The organism is Lysinibacillus sp. ACHW1.5 (assembly GCF_022014815.1).
Taxonomy (GTDB): domain Bacteria; phylum Bacillota; class Bacilli; order Bacillales_A; family Planococcaceae; genus Lysinibacillus; species Lysinibacillus capsici.
On record NZ_CP091777.1, the window covers coordinates 1,984,829 to 2,006,152 of the forward strand.

The window sequence follows — 21,324 nt, forward strand, 5'->3', positions numbered from 1 at the left end:
TTAACGAAAGGTTCGAAAACGATGCTTTGGAGATTTTTAAAGTTACACTACATTTTAAAAACAGCATCTATTGTGCATACATATGGAAGCTGCTCTTTTTCAGCGTAGATGTTGACATAAAATGTGATTTTTGCGTTGCCAAAAGTATGCGTTTCTTCTTTATCTGCATACACTTCAAAAAAATCAATTGTGTAATGTTTATATCCATCTTTCTCCATGTAACACCAAACTTCATCAGCTTTTCGTGGATCAAGGCCTTTAGTATGTAAAAACTCGACAAGCGTATTATTTTTCATAATTTGCTCCGCATAAAAAATACAATCCTCACATAGGCAATGATCGACAGTACCAACAAATTCTCTCTTCGCATAAAATTGCTCATTTAATTGTTTCGTGTTCATGATGTCCTCCAATAGATTAATGGTTTGATTTTATCAATAATTCAAAAATTTTTGCACATTTATTTATTCCTATAACGAAGTAGAGTGTTGAAAATAAATGTAATATACTTAAAAAAATGTATGGATAATATATGTTATAATAGTTATTAATTACACAATTATCGATTAAATAGTTTCAAGGAGGTTATTTATGAAAATAACCGAAGGCTACGGCAAAGTGATGATAGATGATTTTGAATTTTATGGTGAAATTAAACAAGATAAATGTTCTAAATGCAAATATAATTTAGTATATTACGATGATTTTGATTCTTATTTTTGTCCTAATTGTAATAGTTGGACTGAATCAAAATGTAGTGACCCTACTTGCAAATATTGCTCTAATAGACCAGAAACACCTTTAACTCGCAAATAACGAGATTAAACTCCCCTGAAGGTACTTAATCATCTTTCATTGTCTATGGAGACATGCTAATTTTGACCTTCGTTGATGGCTAAAAGAATGCTCAGTAATAAGGAGATTACAATTTTAAACTCATAATATTTTATCAAAATGAAAAGAGAAAGATTGTTGTTCCAGAACTTAGGTAAAGAGAATTTGAAGGACTTTACCAGGAGGTTTCTCAAAAATGAAAAACGAAGAAAATAAGACAAATAAATTCATGCCAAACATAAACTACGATGATACAACTAACTGCGAACATGACATTGAATCTGATATAGTAGTTGGAAATTCACCATGCCCTTGCTGCGAGTTTATTACAATTCCGAACAATGGCGATGCCCTTGCTTATATTTGCCCCGTATGTTTTTGGGAGATAGATTTGTTTATTCAAAGTAATGTTGAGGCAAGTGACCAAAACCATGGCTTAACATTGACTGAAGCAAGAAAAAATTATCAAAGTTTTGGGGCAGTATTGCCCATGTTAAAGAAGTCTTGCAGACAACCAAAAGAATATGAATATCCAACAAAATGAAGAAGCAGATTTAAAGTTGATTGGAGTGGAAAACAGCGACTATGGGAGGAGCGAAGCAAACCCTCCAGAATGCGTACGTCTGAAACAGAAATCAACGGTTTTAAATTGTTCAAGATTCGGGCGCGATTTTACAATAAGGAACAGCGCTCGTATTCATCTGGATCTTGATATTGAAAATCCCCACCTGTTATTTCACATAAAAAATATTGTGTTGTTACTTTATGTTTTGATTCATATATACCCGAAAGACTCAGGAAGCTATTGAACAACTATTATCAAATTTATCTTGAAAAAATCTACCACAATTGTGCGCATTTCTTTAAAAAGGAATGCGTCTTTTTTAATACGAAATAAACAAAAACTTCGCGTTATTAGTGTGTAAAGAATGGAAATCCATGATGTAGGAAATAATGTAGTTCTCGAATGCAAATTACAATTCAAAAGAAAGCAAATCAATACGGAGGTAAAAATGACTGTTCTTGATTGTATCATAATAGGCGGAGGTCCTTCTGGGTTAAGTGCTGGCTTAACTTTAGGAAGAGCAAGGAGAAATATTGCATTAATGGATGATGGGACAAATAGGAATAGAGTGACACAGGCGTCTCATGGTTTTATTACGCGTGATGGGATAAAACCGCTAGCATTTAAAGAATTAGCGTTAAAAGAGTTGGTGAATTACCCGTCCGTCTCCTATCTTAATGCGACAGTTACTGAAATTATAAAGGATATAGGTAATGAGCGATTTACTGTCAAAACATCTACGAGTCAGGAATTTGTTTCAGAAAAAATCATCCTCGCCACCGGTGTTCAAGAAATATTTACTATACCAAGTATAAGAAAGTTTTATGGGAAAAGTCTATTTAGTTGTCCGTATTGTGATGGCTGGGAGCAAAAGGATAGGCCATTAGTGGTGATGGCAGAAAAAGAAGAGCATGTACTGCATTTGACTAAGTTGATTTATAATTGGTCACAGGATTTGGTTGTCTTAACGAATGGAGCTCACCTATCTAAAGAAGGTAAGATGGAGTTACAAAAACACAATATCAAAATAATATCAGAAAAGGTAAAAGACCTCATAGGTAATGATGGGTACTTGCAAAAAATAGAATTTGAATCAGGAGCCACCATTATAAGGTCGGGTGGATTTGTGGCCCCCTCTTATTATCGCCCCAATCAGTTTGCTGAGAAGCTTGGCTGTGATATTGACGAAGATGGAAAAGTCATAACAGATGGTGTTGGTAGAACAACTCAAAAAAATGTATATATTGCAGGGGAAACCGAAAGATCTAAACCTTCCACTTTAATGATTTCAGCTGCCAAAGGTAATAAAGCTGCTGTTTCAGTAAATACTGATTTAACGATGGAACGCTTTTGATGACGTCATAACACTTGGAATAGGATCTTAGCAAAAACATATCAGCTAATGTATTCTCAATATTGTGTTAGAGTTACTATAAGAAATGACGAAGAACGGATTTTGCTTGTAGAATCCGTTTTTCTTGTTCCAAAACTTATAGTTTTACAAGGTAGGGTAACAACTAAAACCAATAAAAAAAGCTCGGGGGAAGAAAAACATGAAACAAGTGGGGACTCTATACTTTTTCTGTGGAAAAATGGGAGCAGGAAAATCAACAAAATCAAAACAATTGGCTAAAGAAAAAAATGCGGTACTTTTATCTGAGGATGAATGGCTTTCCTCTCTTTATCCCAATCAGATCACATCATTTGAGGACTATCTAAAATTATCGGCACAGCTCAAGCCAATGGTGAAAAAGCATGTCCAAGACATATTGAGTGTTGGTACGCATGTAGTAATGGATTTTCCAGGTAACACTCAAAAACAGCGAAAGTGGTTTTTGGATATAGCGTCAGACGTCAATGCAAACCATCAACTAATCTACCTTAATTTAAATAACCCGCAATGCTTGCGTCAAATTGCGCAAAGGCGTAACGAACAACCCGAAAGAGCAGCTTTTGACACGGAAGCGACGTTTATTGAAGTTACTAAATTTTTTGAAGCACCAGAAGCTTCCGAGGGTTTAAATATATGGGAGTTTAGTGGGAAAGAATAACACAGAATTTTAGCAACAGAAAAAATTAGCTGAACTAAACCGCCTATAAAATTGTTATATGTAATTTATGCAGTTTATAAAGAATTTTTTAAAATTATATTGACAAACTATTTTTTTTCTGTAAAATGAAAAACAATTCAAAAATATTTGTATAGAACAAAGGCTATGAAAAGAAGTAGTATCAATTATTTTTACGAACAGAAAGTTACCGGTCGATGAGAGGTGCATGTAAAACGATTGAGAATTCATCTTGGAGCTGTGTACCGAAAGGATTATTCTAAGTAGGCTACGCCGGTAAGCACCCGTAATCATGTGCGAGAGTATCGTCAAATGACCGTACTTCTTAAGGTAAGTAATGTGAATTGCTTATAAATTAAAGGTGGTAACACGAGTTGAATCGTCCTTTTGGTTAATCCAAAAGGGCGTTTTTTTATTCCTTTTTTGAGCAAGTATTTGAAAATCTAAACGTATGAGGAGTAAGCATTATGAAAGATAATCATCAAGATTCACAACTAAAGCGGGAATTAAGTACGCGTCACATGCAATTAATTGCACTTGGCGGGTCCATTGGGGTCGGTTTATTTTATGGCTCTAGTTCAACCATTCAAATGGCGGGACCATCTATTTTACTAGCTTATTTAATTGGCGGGTTAGTTATTTTCACCATTATGCGTGCATTAGGCGAAATGGCAGTAGCAGAACCTGTATCAGGCTCATTCAGTATGTACGCGAATAAATATTTAGGGCGCTTTGCTGGTTTCTTATCTGGATGGACATATTGGTTCATGTGGATTGTCGTGGGCATGGCAGAACTAACAGTTGTCGGTGTATATATTAACTACTGGTTTCCAGATATTCCACAATGGGTAACTGCCCTTGTCGTACTTGTGATGATGACGCTTGTAAATTTAGCAAATGTAAAAGCATACGGAGAATTCGAATTCTGGTTTGCGATGATTAAAGTTGTGGCAATTATCGGGATGATCGTCCTAGGATTAGCCATTATTTTCTTCGGTGTCGGCAACCACGGTGAAGCAATTGGCTTTGATAATTTATGGGCACATGGTGGCTTCATGCCAAACGGTTTCCATGGTATTTTAATGTCACTTGTATTAGTTATGTTCTCATTTGGTGGGGTTGAGTTAGTGGGTATTTCTGCAGGAGAAGCAAAAAATCCTAGCAAGTCTATTCCATCAGCGATTAACAACATCGTTTGGCGTATTTTAATTTTCTACATTGGGGCATTAGGCGTTATGATGGTTATTTATCCTTGGAACGAAGTTGGCTCAGAAGGTAGCCCGTTCGTTCAAATTTTCGATTACGTTGGCATCCCTGCTGCGGCTCACATTATTAACTTTGTCGTCATTACAGCTGCAATGTCTGCCTTTAATAGTGGCTTATATGGTTCAGGACGTATGCTACACAACTTATCGGTACAAAAAAATGGTCCAGAATATTTTAAAACAGTAAGCAAAAACGGTAGTCCGAGTCGAGGGATATTATTTTCGTCAGCTGTGTTATTAATCGCGGTTGTCTTAAACTATGTAGTACCTGAAAAAGTGTTCATCTATATTTCTGCAGTTGCGACGGTTGCAGTTATTACAAGCTGGATGATTATTTTATTAGCACAGTTGAAATTTAGGAAGTCAAAAACGAAAGAGGAAGTAGCCAAACTGAAATTCAAAATTCCGCTTTACCCACTTTCTACGTATATTGCTATTGTATTTTTATTAATGGTGATTGTGTTAATGGCGTTTATTCCAGATATGCGTGTTGCCCTATATGTGGCACCAGTTTGGTTTTTCATCTTATTTATTGGCTACAAAGTAATACATGTTAAAAAGTAGTGACATCAATACATTTAGCTGATACTTCTACAGCGCAAACGCTTGGTTGAAAATATACTCGATTCGTTACACCTATCTAAGGATTAATAATTTTTATCTATTAGTAAACATACTTTCTTGAATGTGAAGAGTGCCTTTCTTTATGAATAGGTTCGTAATAAAATTGATCTGTATTTAGACAAAAAAGGAGGGGCATGATGGAAGTAATATATTTGGCTGGTGGATGTTTATGGGGCGTACAGGCTTTTATAAAAACGCTACCAGGAGTTACGTTTACAGAAGCGGGAAGAGCGAATGGAACAAGTCGTACGCTTGAGGGCGATTATGACGGGTACGCTGAATGTGTAAAAACAGAGTTTGATCCAACAGTTGTAACCATTCGAGATTTAATGGGCTATTTATTCGAAATCATTGATCCTTACAGTTTGAATAGACAAGGACAGGATGTTGGTGAGAAATATAGAACGGGCGTATATAGTGAAAATCCTGAGCATTTAAAAGAGGCGAAGGCATTTCTTAGAGAGCGAAATGATTACGAGCTTATAATGGTTGAAGTATTGCCCCTTACAAACTATGTCAGAAGTGCAGAGGAACATCAAGATAGATTAACCAGATGTCCAAATGATTATTGTCATATTCCCGCAGAAATTTTAAATAAATATAAATAACGGAATTTATGAGACCTTTCATTTTAAACTACACAACAATTTTGAGGGGGAAGTGGATGACACTATCTATTCTGTGTGTCTGTAAAATGAGAGAGACCGCTATTTGTAAACATTATACCTAAAAATGATAGTTAGAATAAGGAAGATAGTGTATTGGTATATAGTATTGAACAATGTATTATCAAATCAATACATCACTATTTTTTTTAAAAGATAAAGCCTGTATCTTCAATTACCAAGTAATTATGGATACAGGCTTTTTTTGTGGCCTTTTAATAAAGATTGATAATAATTAAGTTCGATTAGTTATAATAAATTTTTGATGAAAAAACTGTATGAAATAAGCAGGAACTAAAAATTATTTGGAGAAATTTAAAAGTATAGTTCAAATTAATGAAGAGGATTGTTATATAATGGAGGACGGTAATTATGAACATTTATAATACAGTTCCATATTTTTTATTAAACTACAAGCCTTCGGAGCGGTTCTTAAAACACTACCATGAAAAGTTCTCCCAACACTTCAAGGAATATTTTCTGTATCATTGTAAAAATGCAGATGAGAAGATTAAAAACGCCATTCAAAAATATCCTTCCAAAATGAGTGAGATAAAGGAATCGAGTGGAAAAATCGAAAGTCTAATTCAACAAGTTGTGTTAACTTACAGACAAAAATATAATGTCGAGTTCACTAAAGATGTACATATTATTGTTGGAGCATATGGGTCAAATGCATTTACACATCGTCAAATTATTCCTGAAGTGACTTTTTGTTTAGAAAAGCTCTCTTCTAATGATAAGCATTTAAAAGTAATTATTGCTCATGAATTTGGTCATACGCTTCATAATATTTTATCAGATCAGGAGGGTATGGATTGGTCTAAAGTTCAATGGTTTCATCCTTTTACAGCGCTGTTTCAGGAAGGTTGTGCAACGTATTTTTCAGAACAAGTTGCTGATGCTGATAAATCGGTCTATTTTTTATACGATGATAATGGAGAAGAATGGTTAAGATTTGCAGAGGAAAACAAAAATGATATTATCACTACTTTTTTGGATGATATAAACAAACGTACACAACCTGAAATTATTCATGAATGGTTTTCAATTAATGGAGGTTCCAACTTTGGTTTCACACGTTTAGGGTATTTTATTGGCTACAATGTGATTCAAATCTTAATTGAAAAGTATCAAGAGAAAGAGGCTGTTACACTTTGGAAAGAATCTACCTTCAATAAAGAAATAGAGAATGTGCTTTTAGAACTTACTTAAAATGATTTATTTAGAGTTAAGTTATTTGACATTCGGGCCCGATTGTCGAGTAACAGAGGATGAAAATGAACAAGCTTTTTATAAAAAACAAACTTAAAACTGCTAAAGAAGAGTCCATTTTGAACAATCTCTTTCAAAATGGATTCTTCTTATTTATCTTAAAACAAGTATTTACGAGAGGTGTTGCTCGAACTTATTTCAACTTGCTTCTCTGAATAGGAAATAACATATCTTTATCTCTCATCGCATTTGTAAACATGCCATTACGATACACAACTGGATTCCCTTTAATCCTTCCACTAGCTTTAAGCTAAAGAAATAAAGAACATACCCTATCTATGATGGCATTGACAGTAGAAACTTTAAGGTCATCTTCAATATATTCGTAATCTAATCTCCACATTTCCATGAAATCTATATGGGTTCTTGAGCCACAATTTGAAGTTAGTAAGAACATCAGGTTTACCGTCTAAAATATCCAACCCTTTTAACTTCAAATACACAATGCATAAGTTGTAGTAGTATGTTCTTATCGTATTAGGAGAATACTTCTCGTTCTGCTCTTGCTTGTATCCTATCAAGATATTCTTTTACCAATGATTTAAAACTACTCCCTTGCAGTATAGATTTCCAATAAAAAATTCACCGTTCATTTTGTTCAAGAGGTTTTGGTCCAATGTAGAGGTTAGGCTGTTTTAACAGATTTTTTAATGAGTAATTGAATTTGGCTAAAGTTAACTATAGAAAGTTGCTATATCGTAAATGTAGCAGCAACTTCATTAGAGCGTGAATTGCAGAAAAATTAAAGTTTCCCTTTTCAATCCCTTTGATGAAATATGGTAAAATGGACAAAAGCATAAGGTTTGGAGGGATGATGTTGGCAGAAAAAAGGTTAAAAGTTTGTGAAAAAGGACATCCATTTTACAAAAGCACAGATTGTCCAAGCTGTCCTACCTGTGATCAGGAAAATAAACCTAGCAGTGGCTTCCTTTCCAAGCTGAGTTCACCTGCAAGAAATGCATTCGTACACGCAGGTATTGATACGTTGGAAAAACTATCAATGTATACAGAAAAGGATATCTTAAAACTGCATGGTATTGGACCAGCCTCCTTACCGATTATGAAATCATCATTGGAAGAAGAAGGCTTGTCATTTAAATAAGTGAGGGGGAAGACAACAATGTCAACGAAAGAATTATCACAAGAGCAAACCGAGGAACTAATCAATACTTTGCAAGTTCGCTTCGAGAAAAATACATCTCGTCATGAAGGGCTTGATTGGGTAAATGTCCAAGCTAGGCTAGAGGCTAATAGGGAGAAACTATGGTCGCTCCACGAAATGGAGGCAACAGGCGGTGAACCAGATGTAGTAGGCTATGATGCAAACACGGACGAGTTCATTTTTTATGATTGTTCTGCGGAAAGTCCTAAAGGTCGCAGAAGTTTATGTTATGACCGTGAAGCATGGGAATCTAGAAAAAATCACAAGCCTGAAAATACGGCTATGGATGTTGCAAAGGAAATCGGCATTGAGCTGTTAACAGAGGAGCAATATCGCCAACTACAGGAGCTTGGCAAGTTCGATTTAAAAACATCAAGCTGGGTACAAACACCTGACAACATTCGCAAACTAGGCGGAGCTATCTTCTGCGATCGTCGCTATGACATGGTCTTTATGTACCACAATGGGGCAGAATCCTACTATGCGGCAAGAGGCTTCCGTGGATCGTTAAGAGTTTAAGAAACAAAGGCATATGTCCGATCTGCGGATGAGCATATGCTTTTTTCTATGGAAATATAGTTATGCCAATGTCTTTCTAGTTAGCTATAACCTTTAGTAGTGTATGATAAACTAAAAGGGGAGGTGGAAAGTTATGTTAAATTGTTTAAAAATTATTTTTTCCATCACGGGCATATCTCTCGCAGCTTACGGACTAATCACACAAGATTTCCAATTGAATTACCTCATGATATTGTTCTTAGGCCTTTTCATGTTCACTTTAGGCATTCAAGAATTTCAAAAACAGCGAACAGTTTATGGTTGGTTCCTAATGGGGGTATCTATATTTTCAATCTATGTGTCCGTTCAAAGCTTTGTCTTGATTTAAAGGAAGCAGCCACTGATTTTCGTAATACCATACATCGATCAAGTCCTTCCAGCCATTTTCATAAATCACTTCCATAATGGCCCTTCATCTGAGGGGTTTTTGTTAAAATTGCATGGCATTTTTTATTCTGTCGATGTCATCAGGAAATGCAAATGTTTTTCCACCGTTTTAACCGTTTCATTATACCCTATAAGAAATAACAAAATGAATAATAAGATTATTTTCTTCATTATTTCCCTAGATACTTTATAGATTTGATGGGTCAGACTCGCTCATCGCTCATATCAGATATTTTTATGTTATAATTTACATAAATTACATAATGAGGTGATAAGATGGAGAATGAAAAATTGGTTTGCAAGGTTTGTGGTCGAGATAAATTTACGACTGGACAGGTGGGAGGTACTACAAGCCAAGGCAATATAAGACCTATTGGCGCAATTATGGCAGTAGGGTCACCACTCCAAATGACTTTTTGTAAAAACTGTGGCGAAGTTGCTTCATTTAAAGTAGTAAAACCACAGAATTTTAAATAATCGTTGAAAGGATCATTGATAGGAAAGTGATCCTTTTTATATAGTGGACGTTTAAAAGGGGATAAGGATTTAAAAGCATACATGATGTTCGACTTTGGTTAAGTGAATACCATGATATGAAACCTCTTACAAGACAAACACCCTCTAATTCGTTAAAGGGTGTTTTGCTAATAAATACTAGATCGAGTTTCGATAAGCTCTCAAAGTTGAATGTAAGTTTGAATTCGAACTTGCGATTGATTTTTTATAGTTATACATACCTAATGGGCTTAAATGATTAGAACTAGATCCTAATAACCCTTGCTTTACAGCGCTTTTTAACGTTTCAATTTGTTTGCTAGATAGTTTAGAAGTTTTACTTTCTTCAAGAATTTTATTGACATTATTTATTTTTTCTTGATCCTCTTTTGATGTAGCTTTCACTTCCTTGCTCATTTGTCGCGTCAACCCATAATACTTAGACGAGGACTTTCGGGACATTAAATATTGCATAGTGGAAAATTTCGTTGTCATCATGATACATTATCACCTTCCTATTCACATTTTTAGTTCCATAGTTGTTATCGTACTGGAATTGAAAAGATTTAGTATATTTACTTTTTTTAGTAATTTGAGTTCGAGCTTAGTTAACTTAATGATAAAAACTTAGAGTTGTCAAAACTGAGGTAGAATTTCTCTAGGATTCATCCCAATTATTAATCAGTTAAGATCCTTTCACATGGTCAAGAATTTATTTACTACATTATTACTATGCAGCTAATTAAATAATGTGCTATTTTCAAAAATTATTGTTGGATCTCCCTGCAATACAGTAGTTGACAGCATTTTCTTTATCAATATTTAGTATTTAATTAATTCTATATAAATAAAAAGTTCAATCATTTAAATAAATAAACGACTTTTTAATTAATAAATTGTATTATTGCATATTTTTTTCAAAATTATAGAAAATGTATGGTGAATTTTTGTAACATACAAGATACAATACTTACTAGGGAGGTAAATTTATGAAAAAAATATTCAATGTGCTTTTATTATTAATTTTTACTTTTATCTTATCAACTTCTATACCTGTATTAGCCAATGAAACAGTTAAAGCAGAAGGAGAATTTGATGAATTTGGTATCAGGAATCATAATTTAATTAAAAATGAGTTTGATCCTATTAATCCATCGGATGGATGGGAGACAATACATTCAAAGAATAGTGTTGAATTAAATAAAAAGTGGACTATTACATTTACTGGTAGCACTGTGAGTGTCGATAAAATTGCTGGAATCGTAATTGAAAAAGATGGTAGCTTTCTTCCTGTGAAAATTGAGTTACACCTAAATGAAAATAAGGCGACTATAGAAACGGTAAAAGATTATTTAGGAGATCAGTCATATACGATAAGGGTATTTCTTGAAAATGGACTAAAATATAAAATGGATTTTACTACCAAATCCAAACATTTAAATTCCTTAAATTATGGAAACTCAACTGGTAATCTTCTAAACGGAGGCATTGTAGCAGAAGATAATGACTGGATTTATTATGCTAACTCGAGTGAAAACAATACTTTATATAAAATAAATAAGTCCGATTCAACCAAAATTAAATTAAGTGACTTAGAGTGGGTATCACATATCAATGTTCTTGAAGGGTGGATATACTTCTTTAGTGCTCAAAATGAAGACAGTATGGGATATATACATAGAATCAGAACTGACGGTACGGACCTGCAAAAGATAACTACTAGCAATGACATTTTCAGAGTTAGTAATAATGGCTGGATTTATTTTAAAGATATGATGCCAGCTAATAATGGCAATGGCTATTTTAAAATAAAACACGATGGTACACATCGTCAAATAATAATGAGTGATGAATATTATTATCATACTCCGATTATTGAAAATGACTATATACTCTATACGTTTGGTGATTCAACCCAACTTGTTTTATATAATCTAATTAATAATAGTAATTCGATAATCACTACTGATATTCATACAATTTTTAATTATATATTAGTTGATGATTGGATTTATTATCAGAACGGAATAAATAAAATTTACAAAATGAAATTGGATGGTTCTGATAAATCTGAAGTAATAGATAATGTAGGAATTTTTAATATAAATAGAGATTATATTTATTTCACCAATTCTGATAACTATATCTATCGAATGAATATGGATGGATCAAATATTCAACAATTAAATAGTATGCCATCTCATAATATAAATATAATTAATGACTGGATTTATTTTGAAGATCAAGAGTGGAATTATTACCGTATGGGGCCAGATGGTTCATTATTACAACTCGTAACGGTGGCAATTCCAGATACACCAAGAGTTAATATTTCACCACCATATGTTGATGGGGGGACAATTGGTGGGCCTTATTCCATGTCAACTAATGTAAATTTGACGGTTGCCATAACAGGGGAAAACAATTCAACTGTCATTTTCAGTAATCCGAGAAGTAATGATGACAATATTGCCACTGCAACGATTACGGGTCCAAATCCTTCTGGACATGTTTTTTTAAATGTGCAGAAGATTGGTACAGGAGAAGCTCAGATAACATTTGATTACACAGATATTAACAATAATACTGGGTCGATGACATGGATTTTTAATTTTCAATAGAACTAATTTTACAAGCTAAAGGATGCGTCTATGGACGTGTCCTTTTATAGTGTCGTTCAAAAGAGGCATTGACTAATCATTCCCTCTTTTTTCATCATAAAGTCGGCAATAAAATCATCACAGCTTGGCGAGCAGGCATTCATATATAGTGAACCTCCAAGTAAATTAAGCGAAGCGAAAACAAAGCCAGTTTGATACAAAGCATGTCGCGTGTTGGTCAATGTATTGATACGGACCGATTGAAGCATTTTGGTGCAAAAGCATGGCTTATGTAAATATTATAAGCATACCGTTAGCAGAAACGTTTGAACGGCTTGAGTCCTTTCTACTTACAGTTGTTCATTTTGACAATTATGTGAATGGTTTCACCTAACTAACTTTAAATTGTTTTCAAGGGTTTTTGAAGAAAATTCACAGTAAATATTACTTTAGATGTACAAGTAATGCCTTGTACGCCAATAATAAGGAAGGATAAGTGACGTGATTTGGCGTGATTTGTTTTTTATTTATAAATTACGCCAAAATATACATAATAAACGCCAAAAAAATGGCGTTGATTGAGTATTGATTTAGAAAAGTTAAGAATGTTAGGATAAAATTACCTCGAGGGATATTTACTATAGTAATTCAACAACTATTACTAAATAGATTACAATAGGAGTTTATTTCATGAGAAAATATAAATTAATAACTATTTTAATGATCACAATGACGTTACTTTTTTCAGGGGTCTCTAGTTCGTATGCAATTAGTACTGTTGAAAGTATGAATCAAGAACGAAAATTAGAAAATGATTTAGCAGAAGCACTTGAATTGATTTTTGACAAAGCAGTTTTAAAAAATAATAAAGAAGTTATTGTAGGTTATGATAGAGAAATAATAGAGACAGAATTAAAAGGTAATTCTATGAAAGAGGCGATCATTGAGGGATTAGAAGTAGAAAACCTACTAATTTCTTCTGAAGACGTTAATATAATTTCTGAACCACAAATTACACTATTTGCAGTAGCTTGTGAATGGCATGGTAAAAGAGAAACAATGGAATTTAGAGCAGCAGAAAATGAATGTATTAAAGAAGGTTTATCGAGTTATTTTGGTATTGCTACATCATTAACGATTATTGTTGATGCAATTAGAGCATCTAATTTCAAACAAGCTGCAAAATTAATTTTAAAAGAGTTTCCTAAAAAAGTTGCAGGTGCAACACTTCCAGGTTTAGTAATAAATCTTAGTGTTATCTCAGTAAGCTGTTCTACTAAAATGAACAAACTATTCCCAGGAAGTTCTAATTGTGAATAAGGAAAAATAAAATATGAAATTAATCAGGAACTTTCTAATTTATTTTATAGTCGGTGCGATAATTATAAACATTTCTAAGTTTATTTATAATAAAGAGGACTACTATTTTGATAGTAAAGAGACGATAATGTACGGTATTATTACTATGGTTGTATTTCTCATAATGGATTATGTAAGAAATATAAGTAAGTCCAAAAGTAAATAATTTTGCGATAAACCCAGGTATTCAATAATTTTGAGCCTGGGCTTTTTCCTTTTGTATTATTGGTATATTTAGTAATTAAATATTACTTTATATGAATACATACTAGAAGCGATGAAACATAATGAAAGCTTTGATTGTTCAAATTGAGCAATCACAAAAAAGTCACATTCCCCCCGAAAACCCACGAAATCAGGCGAAAAGCATGTCTTTGTACATTCACACAAAACCTCTTTGCGAATACATATGAAAGAGGGTAAAAGCATGAACGCTTATGATGAATGTATGCGTTCATGCTTTTTCAAATCCCTGATATACCTAGGTTTGTAGGGGATTTTTGAGGTTGATTTTTGAAAAAAGTCACAAAAAGATAACATTAAATCTAATTTTTACTTTAAACCTTAGTGGAGGTAAGTGAAAATTTAGTAGGGAATAATATATGTAACTTTTGAAATATAAGTAAATATTTCCCCTAAAATATCAGTTCTTATATATAATTATAAATAGATGTTAAATTTAATATTAGGAGGAAATCATTTGAGTAAAGTACCTTATAGTGAACGAGATATTTTATATGAGATTCAACACAAAATTAGCACACTTAATAAAACTAGGGATAACAAAATTAAGCAAAGTTTACGGCTTGAAAAGTATACTGAATTGTGGAAAGTTGTAACCTTTATATTAAACATAGAAGCTGTAATTTTTGTGATATTATCAATAGGTGCAGGAAGTAGTATTGAAACCGTTCTCTTTAATAATGCTTATTTTGTAATAATTTCAAGTATCTTTTCAATTTATGTTATTTTAATTCAATATTATATAAGTGAACAAAGATATGGTGAAAGAGCTTTAAAAGCACATTATCAGCAATTACACATTGAAGATTTAATTTTATCTTTGAAGAATCTTTTAATCATGAAGAATTCAACAGATGATTTGATAAAAAATAGTTATTATGTAAATGAATATAATAAAATAATTAATGAATATCAAATACTTCTTAAAAACAATGAAAATCATGAACCAATAGATTATCAAATGGCTATTCTTGAATCTTCAAGTGTGAAAGAGAAAAAAAAGGATTTTACTAAAGATAATGTAATGATTTACGCCAATATTGTATTTTGTTTTCTAGTTCCCTCAATATTAATCTTAGTACTCATTTTTACTTAGTCTATAAGGAGAAAAATATGGATATTAAAAATTTGGCATACAAATATGTTTTAGAATCATCGGAAAATAATATTTACACGATTCAGACACTTGCTAATTTAAAGATGTTGAAGGAATTGGGTGAAAAAAAATGCTTTGAAATTCTTTCTATTCCTGTAGATGAATTTTGTAAACAATATGATACGGATATTCGAAAAGACTATTTATATAAAAATGATTTTTTAACACCTCGAAATTCTTATTTAATTAATCCTTTATATTATTTATATTATACTTATTTAGTTTTTGGAATTGCTGAAGAATACTTAAATGAAAATAACTATTTAGATTTTTCAACTGAAAATCTGTATGTTTTTTATGCAGGATATTATACAAAAGATAAAATAGCTAAAAACCATACTGTCTACTATGATAGTTATCGAAATTTTCAGGAGAAAAGAGAAGAATATTTAGGACAGTCTGCTTTAAAAGTTGATATCAAAGATTTTTTTGACTCAATTAAACTTAGGACGTTATTTCAAAAATTAAATAGAAAATTAGTGAATAAAGAATATCTTATTGAGTTAGAGAAATTACTAACTTATTGTAGATTTGAGGTATTACCTCAATTTAATTATTCTATTGCCTCATCGATATTATCTCAAATTTATTTACAAGATTTTGATGAACAAATAAATGATAACTTGCCTGAAAGCTTAATATATATTAGATATGTTGATGACATGTATTTTATTAACACCTTAAATGAAGATATAAAAGAATTTAATAATTGGCTTAACATAATAATTCACTATTTATGGAAGGATGATTTGCACCTTAATACTACTAAAACAAGAATTCTAACAGCAGATGATTATCAAGAACATATAAAATTACCAGATAATGATTATGGTGGTAATCAAAGTAATTCTCGTTTTGTAAAATTAATTGATGATAAATCAACAAATGTAATAAGAAATGGCGATTTTTTAGATATGTTGATGGAATTATGTTCAATTGAAGAAGAATTTGGCATTGATATGAAAAAATATGAATTAGTAATAACAGAGTATCTATCAATTGATGGGGATTACACTAATAAAGTACTAAGAGACATAATATATACTCAAAAATGGGAAGAAATGGGTTTTTATGATATGAAAAAAATTTATAATAATTGGAAATTCATATTATTTAATCCATTACATTTTACAGTACTTTACATAATGATTAAAAATTATCTTTATGATCGAAGCTCTAAAAACGAGTATAAAGTTAAAGAGATTATAGATTATCTAATTTCTAATGAATCATTGACATTTAGAGACTTAATTATCGGTGTTACATATCTTTTACAAAATGAATTTAAAGAGAACGAAATTTTATTAAAAATTAAGGAATCAGATCCTGATTTTACTGATTTTATTTATAAATATATTCTTTAAGACTGATTAGAACACTATCGATTTTAAAACAAATGATAAATAATATTTGAGAGAGATATACACTTAAAGTGCTATCTCTCTTAGGTTATCTTACATTGAATTCTCCGATAATTCAATAAACTTAACATGCATTTTTTCAGTAGCAGCTACCCGCATTCCAGACGTAACATGCAGATAAATGTTCGTAGTAGTATCAGAGTTTTTATGCCCAACGCGATTCATAATAAAATTCAAGTCCACACCAGCCTCTGCCAACAAACTTATATGAGTATGGCGGAGGATATAGATGCGGAATTGTTTGTTGATGTCAGTGAGGATGCCAAGTCGTCGAACGGTTTGGTTCAGCATCTTTATGGTAGGGGGGATACCTTCCTTGTCACCGAATACAAAATCGGACTTTATCCATTCACGATCCTCACGCCAGTGATAAAGCTGCTTCAATTTTTCTACCACAATATCATCAATATCAACGGAGCGGATGCTGCTAAAGGTTTTTGGAGGTGTAAGCTCCAAGTCACCACGTACACCATTTTTCGCATATACCATTTTGTTGATGTGAATAACCTTCTTCTCTAAATCGACATCCTCATACTTAAGGGCAACAGCTTCTCCTGGGCGCACACCTGTGAAGGTAATTGAGTAGATCAATGTGCGATACATAATATTACGATGCTTATCTACATAACTTAAAAATTCTTTCAGCTCATCTGTTTCTAAATAAAACTTTGCTGTTTCCTCCGTAGTAACTTCTCCTAACGTCATTTTCTTCTTTGGTACAAAAGTAGCTTCTACAGGATTTATCTCTATCAATCCAGTTTCCTTCGCATAGGCAAAGATCATTTTTGCTGCATTGTGAGTGCCCCGTAGTGTATTAAATGCTGTACCGTTTTCAAATAGGTGATTGAGCCACCTTGTAATTCAATCGTTGAGATGGCAGTCATTTTCTTTTTCGCTAAGTACCGATTGAGTAGGGAAATGCAGTAGGCACGATGTTCATTTGTTGTTTCCTTATTGCCTTTCATCCGATAGAGCTTTAACCAATCTTGGCTGAATTCATCAAACGTAATCTTTGCATCAAAGGGTATATGCTTTCTTTAGCTCTGCAATAGCTTTTTCTACTCTTTTACGTGCCTCACCTTTACTTTTACCACGACGTGTAATTTGTCGACGTTTACCAGTGGTAGGGTTACGGGGGCCCTCACCAGTACAACGCCATGGTGTCTTATTTATTTGGATGAAATGCATTAGCTGTCACCACCTTCATGAATTACATCCCAAATTATTTTAAGTTTCTCAATATCTTTCTGATCGCAGTGAGGGAGAGACTTATACCATTCCTGTAATAAGGGGTTGTGAGCAAAAGGTTCTTTTAATGCTGGATTATAAGAAGGATCATTCGAGAAACCTGCCACTTCAATTAACTTTAAGTAATCATATTTATAGGCGTTAGCGATTTGTTGCAAAGTTTCAGATGATGGTTTAATAGGTTACCAGTTCGACGATTTTTTCCTCTTTCAAGCATAGCTAAGTAAGAATGATGTATTTCGCTGATCTAGATATACACATAAAGTGTGTTATTAATTCTACCTGACATAGTACCTCTTATCTCAGGTGCTCCAACAATATTATCTACATCTCGTAGTCTAATGTGCAGTAATTGTCTTCTAAAATCAATTTCTACGAGTTTAGGGTAGATTGCTTTTCTAGTGTCTTCATTTTTATTAGCATAAGTTAAAATATCTCGGGCATGGCTGGGGTTAAGCAAGAGATAGAACACATGAATAGTAAACCTCTACGACCATGCAACAAACCTGAATGTCCAAACCTAACACGTAATGGATATTGCGAACAACATAAGACAGCCAAGGCAGATAACAACCGGAACAATGACAAGTATTCTCGAAACAAGAAACATGACCGTTTCTATCATGCAGGACCATGGACTAAATGTGGTGACAACATCAAGATACGCGACGGCACGGGGCACAGAGTATTTGGTTTCAAGAGCAGAACTAGGACTAGGAGGAATATAAAATGTCAGTGTATGAATTATGCAAGTATTTAATTGATCGTAAATGTTATGAGCAAGATGTCATGTTAAATAAAGTGAATGTCTTTTATGCTAACAATCAATTGGCAGACGAAGAATATACAGGTTTACTTACAATAATGGACGCACAGAAAACGCAGGCATATACCAAGCGTTATTTTTTTGTCTAAAGGGCACAAAAGTTTAACTGCGCCCTTTAACATTATTCTTGAATGCAAATCGAACGAAATATCTTACCAAAGGTTGTTACTTGTGCACAACTGTTGATATATACAGGTTCCCCAAAAACCGAAGCAACTTTAGCATGATGTTTAATAAGCTCATGTTCTTTGAGCTTTTCGTAGGGTTCATCATTAGATATTTTTACATTATCGTGAAAACTAATTAAGCCTAAACGCTTTAGATTATCCAAATAGGCTAATATTTTAATTGGATGTTCACATCCAGATTTTTCGGCGATGTCTGAAAAATCTTTAAATATAGGTGCCACACTTAGTCCGTTTTCGTGTTTGTATGAAACTGAAAGTAGAGGGAAGATGTCACCCTCAATATTTTTTAAAATTTTCGCTTCATCTGAATTTAATTGTTTTATGATTTCCACATATGAAGGATGAACAGAATTAACTTTATCATTGTTCATGCTTGCAACGATTAAATTGGCAAACATTTCTCTTAACTCTTCTGAGTCAATATAATATTTGGATGCTTCTATAGCTGGACCAATGATATTAAGCTGAGGTTCAACTAAATCTTCGCTAGGTATACTATTTAGTTTTTCATTTATCTTATTTACGTAGTCTTCGTAATTTAGTTGGTGCTTAAATTCTTGTTTCTTTACCCAAAGCTCAACATGATTTCCAAAAGCAAGTTCCCAAAGGTTAGAAACTGAATTACCAACACTTTTTGCAACCGGAGACATAGCCTCATCTATAAATTTCGGTATTAGATTTATATTCAATAATTTCACCCCCTTTTTAAATAAGTATAGGAGGTAATTAAAATGGAAACAATATACAGCAATCCTTTCTGGACATCTTTTTTTATTTTTCAAATGGTTTTTGGTTAACAGTGGCTATTAGTCACTTGAAATTATTCAAAGAATAATAATTAAAATTTTGCCTTCCACAGATTATTGTGGTGGGTTTTTACTAAGGACTTTTTGATAGGATAATCATTTCTTTTGTCGAAAGATAAAATAGAGGAGTGATGTATATGAATTGAATTATGAAAAAGTACATTTGAAGTGTGGATACACATACTTATGAAAAGTGTAAAAAAGTCAGCAACGTATATTTCACCAAATGTCAGTCAGAATTTTACCAATCTGAATGCTAATGCAAGTAAATTAGCAAATGAAATTTAAAAAAATCCACAGTAAGAATAGTAATAGATTTTTTTTATTTGTTGGAAAAGAACCGGTTAAGAATGAATGAGCACTCTCTGTTGAGAGTGCTTTTTATAATGTGAAAAAGGAAGTGTTGTTAATGGAAAAATGGATAGCAGGAATTAGTGAAGTTATTGTTACGCTCATCTCTTATTCTGTGGATGGCTTAGGTATGGTTGTTACTGTTCTGATTGGCTTTATGGCCATTGATTACTTAACAAGAATCATGGGCTGTATCGTAAATCAAAATTTAAACAGTCGTACAGGCTTCAATGGCATCATACGAAAAATTTATTACTTAATGCTAGTAGGATCAGTTTATTTTTTTTCGTCGTGATTTCTGGCTCGAGTTTGCAGGGGATGGAGCAGCCATTGCATTTTGTGTATTGTAATTTAATCGATCACAGAAAACGGTACTAAAATGTGCTTGCCTATGCCTGACAATGTACAAAATATTTTAGCAATCGTGAAGGATAAATCAGGAGAGGGTGAGGTTCAATGAGTACAAGCGTAATTCAAACATGTCTTTATCTAAGGGAATTAACAGCTGCTGCTCAAACAGCTTGTCGGCTACTCTTTCAGGAATGCTTAAAAGCTGGCATTGAAGACGTTTTTATCACAAGAGACATCGCGGTCAAGCACGACAAAATTACTTGTATGAGCAAAGACGAACAAGACCAGGGCAAGTAGTTATCTGGACGCTTAATAGTAACCTACATCTTGTAGGGAATGGGATATTGCTGTGGCACCACCACGAAACCTATATGATATTTCAACACTTTCAAAAGTGGGTGCGATTGCTAAGGAATTAGGCATTGAATGGGGTGGATATTGGAAGGCAGGAAAATACGATGCACTTCATTTTGAAATTCCTACAACATGGAAAATACCTGCAGGCTATAAATTAGAAGGACAAGTAATCGTGCCAACAATAGCAATGTAAGAGTGCAAATTATTGTAGAAGATAAACTTTAAAAAATAGAGAGGATGATATTATGAAATCCACTAGCACAACCGCAAAAGTTGCAGTACGTGATTATATTCAACAAGCAGTCGATAAAGGATTGATAGATAAATCATTTTTGGAGAAATTCGACAAGTGAACTATGACAAGTGGTGATTTTGAAGGATTGAAGATTTTCATTGCTCAACTAAAAACTATAAGACCAGCAAAGCTATTTTAATCGAGCTGGTTTTAAAAATGTGACAATTCTGTGAAAAATATTGTTGGATTTAAGAACGAAACTAAATGACAATGTCAAGTCTTTT

Annotated in this window: 26 protein-coding genes and 1 other annotated feature; of the genes, 20 read left to right on the forward strand and 6 right to left on the reverse strand. The window is 33.0% G+C overall.

The features are described from left to right. Nucleotides 1-47: 47 nt before the first annotated feature. Nucleotides 48-401 carry a hypothetical protein gene (locus tag L6W14_RS09665; protein ID WP_237900590.1) on the reverse strand — a complete coding sequence of 118 codons (354 nt, stop codon included), beginning with the start codon at nt 399-401 and terminating at the stop codon, nt 48-50. A gap of 190 nt (nt 402-591) precedes the next feature. Between L6W14_RS09665 and L6W14_RS09670 the strand changes: the two genes are divergently transcribed. The 11 genes from L6W14_RS09670 to L6W14_RS09720 all read left to right on the forward strand — a co-directional run bounded on the left by L6W14_RS09670 (nt 592) and on the right by L6W14_RS09720 (nt 9,881). Then, a complete protein-coding gene (locus L6W14_RS09670) occupies nt 592-816 on the forward strand; it encodes a hypothetical protein (protein ID WP_048393782.1) in 225 nt (74 codons plus the stop codon). A 214-nt stretch (nt 817-1,030) separates the two neighbouring features. Next, on the forward strand, nt 1,031-1,378 hold the full coding sequence (locus tag L6W14_RS09675; protein ID WP_227744856.1) for a CPCC family cysteine-rich protein: 348 nt from the start codon (nt 1,031-1,033) through the stop codon (nt 1,376-1,378). A 469-nt stretch (nt 1,379-1,847) separates the two neighbouring features. Beyond that, nucleotides 1,848-2,753, forward strand: a complete 906-nt coding sequence (locus L6W14_RS09680; RefSeq protein ID WP_237900592.1) for an NAD(P)/FAD-dependent oxidoreductase — start codon at nt 1,848-1,850, stop codon at nt 2,751-2,753. Between the two features lie 199 nt (nt 2,754-2,952). Continuing rightward, the gene (locus tag L6W14_RS09685) at nt 2,953-3,450 is read left to right on the forward strand and encodes a P-loop nucleotide/nucleoside kinase family protein (RefSeq protein ID WP_237900594.1); all 498 of its coding nucleotides are present in this window, start codon (nt 2,953-2,955) and stop codon (nt 3,448-3,450) included. Nucleotides 3,451-3,606: 156 nt separating this feature from the next. Further along, nucleotides 3,607-3,858: a binding site (T-box leader), on the forward strand. Between the two features lie 77 nt (nt 3,859-3,935). Beyond that, the gene (locus tag L6W14_RS09690; RefSeq protein WP_112117983.1) at nt 3,936-5,297 is read left to right on the forward strand and encodes an amino acid permease; all 1,362 of its coding nucleotides are present in this window, start codon (nt 3,936-3,938) and stop codon (nt 5,295-5,297) included. Between the two features lie 197 nt (nt 5,298-5,494). Continuing rightward, complete coding sequence (locus tag L6W14_RS09695; protein ID WP_131520388.1) at nt 5,495-5,965, forward strand: peptide-methionine (S)-S-oxide reductase; 471 nt, start codon at nt 5,495-5,497, stop codon at nt 5,963-5,965. A gap of 429 nt (nt 5,966-6,394) precedes the next feature. After that, nucleotides 6,395-7,237, forward strand: coding sequence for a DUF5700 domain-containing putative Zn-dependent protease (locus L6W14_RS09700; protein WP_237900596.1), 843 nt, complete (start codon nt 6,395-6,397; stop codon nt 7,235-7,237). A gap of 874 nt (nt 7,238-8,111) precedes the next feature. Beyond that, nucleotides 8,112-8,399 carry an RNA polymerase alpha subunit C-terminal domain-containing protein gene (locus L6W14_RS09705; protein ID WP_237900951.1) on the forward strand — a complete coding sequence of 96 codons (288 nt, stop codon included), beginning with the start codon at nt 8,112-8,114 and terminating at the stop codon, nt 8,397-8,399. A gap of 18 nt (nt 8,400-8,417) precedes the next feature. Continuing rightward, nucleotides 8,418-8,978: a DUF4256 domain-containing protein gene (locus L6W14_RS09710; RefSeq protein ID WP_131520385.1), complete on the forward strand. Its 561-nt coding sequence runs from the start codon at nt 8,418-8,420 to the stop codon at nt 8,976-8,978. A 226-nt stretch (nt 8,979-9,204) separates the two neighbouring features. Continuing rightward, entirely contained in the window at nt 9,205-9,345 is a 141-nt protein-coding gene (locus tag L6W14_RS09715) for a DUF3953 domain-containing protein (RefSeq protein ID WP_225341030.1), read from the forward strand. A 335-nt stretch (nt 9,346-9,680) separates the two neighbouring features. Beyond that, entirely contained in the window at nt 9,681-9,881 is a 201-nt protein-coding gene (locus tag L6W14_RS09720) for a hypothetical protein (RefSeq protein ID WP_131520383.1), read from the forward strand. A gap of 177 nt (nt 9,882-10,058) precedes the next feature. Here L6W14_RS09720 and L6W14_RS09725 read toward each other — a convergent pair whose 3' ends face one another. Further along, nucleotides 10,059-10,316 carry a hypothetical protein gene (locus L6W14_RS09725; RefSeq protein WP_225340930.1) on the reverse strand — a complete coding sequence of 86 codons (258 nt, stop codon included), beginning with the start codon at nt 10,314-10,316 and terminating at the stop codon, nt 10,059-10,061. Nucleotides 10,317-10,888: 572 nt separating this feature from the next. Between L6W14_RS09725 and L6W14_RS09730 the strand changes: the two genes are divergently transcribed. The 4 genes from L6W14_RS09730 (at nt 10,889) to L6W14_RS09745 (ending at nt 16,621) form a co-directional block, all read left to right on the forward strand. Further along, nucleotides 10,889-12,520: a DUF5050 domain-containing protein gene (locus L6W14_RS09730; RefSeq protein WP_237900598.1), complete on the forward strand. Its 1,632-nt coding sequence runs from the start codon at nt 10,889-10,891 to the stop codon at nt 12,518-12,520. Between the two features lie 669 nt (nt 12,521-13,189). Further along, complete coding sequence (locus L6W14_RS09735) at nt 13,190-13,819, forward strand: hypothetical protein (RefSeq protein ID WP_048393769.1); 630 nt, start codon at nt 13,190-13,192, stop codon at nt 13,817-13,819. Between the two features lie 739 nt (nt 13,820-14,558). Then, entirely contained in the window at nt 14,559-15,197 is a 639-nt protein-coding gene (locus tag L6W14_RS09740) for an SLATT domain-containing protein (RefSeq protein ID WP_237900600.1), read from the forward strand. A gap of 17 nt (nt 15,198-15,214) precedes the next feature. Beyond that, nucleotides 15,215-16,621 carry a reverse transcriptase domain-containing protein gene (locus tag L6W14_RS09745; RefSeq protein ID WP_237900602.1) on the forward strand — a complete coding sequence of 469 codons (1,407 nt, stop codon included), beginning with the start codon at nt 15,215-15,217 and terminating at the stop codon, nt 16,619-16,621. Nucleotides 16,622-16,711: 90 nt separating this feature from the next. On the opposite strand, the gene L6W14_RS09750 is transcribed toward L6W14_RS09745, so the two are convergent. Genes L6W14_RS09750 through L6W14_RS09760 form a run of 3 tightly spaced genes read right to left on the reverse strand, consistent with a single transcriptional unit; the run spans nt 16,712 to nt 17,866 of the window. Further along, nucleotides 16,712-17,431 carry a site-specific integrase gene (locus tag L6W14_RS09750; protein WP_237900604.1) on the reverse strand — a complete coding sequence of 240 codons (720 nt, stop codon included), beginning with the start codon at nt 17,429-17,431 and terminating at the stop codon, nt 16,712-16,714. Nucleotides 17,432-17,457: 26 nt separating this feature from the next. Then, entirely contained in the window at nt 17,458-17,643 is a 186-nt protein-coding gene (locus tag L6W14_RS09755; RefSeq protein WP_237900606.1) for a hypothetical protein, read from the reverse strand. A 52-nt stretch (nt 17,644-17,695) separates the two neighbouring features. Beyond that, nucleotides 17,696-17,866, reverse strand: coding sequence for a hypothetical protein (locus L6W14_RS09760; protein WP_237900608.1), 171 nt, complete (start codon nt 17,864-17,866; stop codon nt 17,696-17,698). Nucleotides 17,867-18,655: 789 nt separating this feature from the next. Between L6W14_RS09760 and L6W14_RS09765 the strand changes: the two genes are divergently transcribed. Continuing rightward, nucleotides 18,656-18,841, forward strand: coding sequence for a hypothetical protein (locus L6W14_RS09765; protein ID WP_237900610.1), 186 nt, complete (start codon nt 18,656-18,658; stop codon nt 18,839-18,841). 32 nt (nt 18,842-18,873) lie between these two features. Here L6W14_RS09765 and L6W14_RS09770 read toward each other — a convergent pair whose 3' ends face one another. Next, nucleotides 18,874-19,629, reverse strand: coding sequence for a DUF4393 domain-containing protein (locus tag L6W14_RS09770; RefSeq protein ID WP_237900612.1), 756 nt, complete (start codon nt 19,627-19,629; stop codon nt 18,874-18,876). A 526-nt stretch (nt 19,630-20,155) separates the two neighbouring features. Here L6W14_RS09770 and L6W14_RS09775 point away from each other — a divergent pair. From L6W14_RS09775 to L6W14_RS09790, 4 genes are all read left to right on the forward strand, one after another. Then, complete coding sequence (locus tag L6W14_RS09775) at nt 20,156-20,392, forward strand: phage holin family protein (protein ID WP_237900613.1); 237 nt, start codon at nt 20,156-20,158, stop codon at nt 20,390-20,392. 161 nt (nt 20,393-20,553) lie between these two features. Beyond that, a complete protein-coding gene (locus L6W14_RS09780) occupies nt 20,554-20,745 on the forward strand; it encodes a hypothetical protein (RefSeq protein WP_237900616.1) in 192 nt (63 codons plus the stop codon). A 52-nt stretch (nt 20,746-20,797) separates the two neighbouring features. Continuing rightward, entirely contained in the window at nt 20,798-20,998 is a 201-nt protein-coding gene (locus L6W14_RS09785) for a M15 family metallopeptidase (RefSeq protein ID WP_237900618.1), read from the forward strand. 52 nt (nt 20,999-21,050) lie between these two features. Next, nucleotides 21,051-21,158 (forward strand): anti-lipopolysaccharide factor, encoded by a 108-nt coding sequence (locus tag L6W14_RS09790; protein WP_237900620.1) that lies wholly within the window; start codon nt 21,051-21,053, stop codon nt 21,156-21,158. The last annotated feature ends 166 nt before the right edge of the window (nt 21,159-21,324 follow it).

Excerpts from the sequence above, each read along its gene's own strand:
- L6W14_RS09665 (WP_237900590.1), bottom strand. The coding sequence starts at position 401 with ATGAACACGAAACAATTAAATGAGCAATTTTATGCGAAGAGAGAATTT.
- L6W14_RS09670 (WP_048393782.1), top strand. The coding sequence starts at position 592 with ATGAAAATAACCGAAGGCTACGGCAAAGTGATGATAGATGATTTTGAA.
- L6W14_RS09675 (WP_227744856.1), top strand. The coding sequence starts at position 1,031 with ATGAAAAACGAAGAAAATAAGACAAATAAATTCATGCCAAACATAAAC.
- L6W14_RS09680 (WP_237900592.1), top strand. The coding sequence starts at position 1,848 with ATGACTGTTCTTGATTGTATCATAATAGGCGGAGGTCCTTCTGGGTTA.
- L6W14_RS09685 (WP_237900594.1), top strand. The coding sequence starts at position 2,953 with ATGAAACAAGTGGGGACTCTATACTTTTTCTGTGGAAAAATGGGAGCA.
- L6W14_RS09690 (WP_112117983.1), top strand. The coding sequence starts at position 3,936 with ATGAAAGATAATCATCAAGATTCACAACTAAAGCGGGAATTAAGTACG.
- L6W14_RS09695 (WP_131520388.1), top strand. The coding sequence starts at position 5,495 with ATGGAAGTAATATATTTGGCTGGTGGATGTTTATGGGGCGTACAGGCT.
- L6W14_RS09700 (WP_237900596.1), top strand. The coding sequence starts at position 6,395 with ATGAACATTTATAATACAGTTCCATATTTTTTATTAAACTACAAGCCT.
- L6W14_RS09705 (WP_237900951.1), top strand. The coding sequence starts at position 8,112 with ATGTTGGCAGAAAAAAGGTTAAAAGTTTGTGAAAAAGGACATCCATTT.
- L6W14_RS09710 (WP_131520385.1), top strand. The coding sequence starts at position 8,418 with ATGTCAACGAAAGAATTATCACAAGAGCAAACCGAGGAACTAATCAAT.
- L6W14_RS09715 (WP_225341030.1), top strand. The coding sequence starts at position 9,205 with ATGATATTGTTCTTAGGCCTTTTCATGTTCACTTTAGGCATTCAAGAA.
- L6W14_RS09720 (WP_131520383.1), top strand. The coding sequence starts at position 9,681 with ATGGAGAATGAAAAATTGGTTTGCAAGGTTTGTGGTCGAGATAAATTT.
- L6W14_RS09725 (WP_225340930.1), bottom strand. The coding sequence starts at position 10,316 with ATGAGCAAGGAAGTGAAAGCTACATCAAAAGAGGATCAAGAAAAAATA.
- L6W14_RS09730 (WP_237900598.1), top strand. The coding sequence starts at position 10,889 with ATGAAAAAAATATTCAATGTGCTTTTATTATTAATTTTTACTTTTATC.
- L6W14_RS09735 (WP_048393769.1), top strand. The coding sequence starts at position 13,190 with ATGAGAAAATATAAATTAATAACTATTTTAATGATCACAATGACGTTA.
- L6W14_RS09745 (WP_237900602.1), top strand. The coding sequence starts at position 15,215 with ATGGATATTAAAAATTTGGCATACAAATATGTTTTAGAATCATCGGAA.
- L6W14_RS09755 (WP_237900606.1), bottom strand. The coding sequence starts at position 17,643 with ATGAAAGGCAATAAGGAAACAACAAATGAACATCGTGCCTACTGCATT.
- L6W14_RS09760 (WP_237900608.1), bottom strand. The coding sequence starts at position 17,866 with ATGCATTTCATCCAAATAAATAAGACACCATGGCGTTGTACTGGTGAG.
- L6W14_RS09765 (WP_237900610.1), top strand. The coding sequence starts at position 18,656 with ATGTCAGTGTATGAATTATGCAAGTATTTAATTGATCGTAAATGTTAT.
- L6W14_RS09775 (WP_237900613.1), top strand. The coding sequence starts at position 20,156 with ATGGAAAAATGGATAGCAGGAATTAGTGAAGTTATTGTTACGCTCATC.
- L6W14_RS09780 (WP_237900616.1), top strand. The coding sequence starts at position 20,554 with ATGAGTACAAGCGTAATTCAAACATGTCTTTATCTAAGGGAATTAACA.
- L6W14_RS09790 (WP_237900620.1), top strand. The coding sequence starts at position 21,051 with ATGAAATCCACTAGCACAACCGCAAAAGTTGCAGTACGTGATTATATT.